Genomic DNA, 595 nt, shown 5'->3' on the forward strand with positions numbered 1-595 from the left:
TTGCTTCCAGGAACCCGACGGTTGCGGCGGCGGACAGTCCGAGGGATGCCACGGTGCCGACGCCGGGCACGACGGCGGTGGCGCCCACCAGAGCACCGCCGCCGGTGACAGCGCGGAGGTAGTCACGTTCCAGGATGTCGGCGAGCTGGGCGGCTGTGGCCCGGGGGTGCTTCCTCTGCAGCCGGCGGATGTAGGCCACCACCAGCGGGCGCTGGATCTCCACCGCCTTCAGGAGCATGTTGTGGACGCCCGGTTTAGGCTTCCCCTCTGCGTCGAACACCGCGTTGTGGGCAGTTTCCTGTGCTATCCGTACTGCGGGATTGCTGCGCTTGGCCATGGTCACCTCTGCTTGTCTCGCCGGCACGCCTGTGCCGGAATTCCTCATACTAAGGTTGCTTAACATTAGGCCACCGCAGGAGCGGCCACCCACCCGCCGTCTTATCCGGGACAGGCCTGCGGGGCTCCTCCGGAGCGCGCCCAAAGCCTAGACTTAGCCTATGCCCACCCCCAAGGCCCTGCGGCCCTTTGCCCACCGCGAGTACAGGGTACTGATCGCAGCGCTGGCCATCTCAATCTTTGGTTCCGGCATGTGGGC

1 pseudogene is annotated in these 595 nt (G+C 66.4%); it reads right to left on the minus strand.

Going from position 1 to position 595, the window contains the following annotated elements:
• Window positions 1-337 (minus strand): annotated as a pseudogene (locus CXQ89_RS17800) (hypothetical protein); the annotation flags it as partial.
• Between the last annotated feature and the right edge of the window lie 258 nt (window positions 338-595).

The organism is Arthrobacter sp. ZGTC212 (assembly GCF_002929255.1).
Lineage (GTDB): Bacteria > Actinomycetota > Actinomycetes > Actinomycetales > Micrococcaceae > Arthrobacter_B > Arthrobacter_B sunyaminii.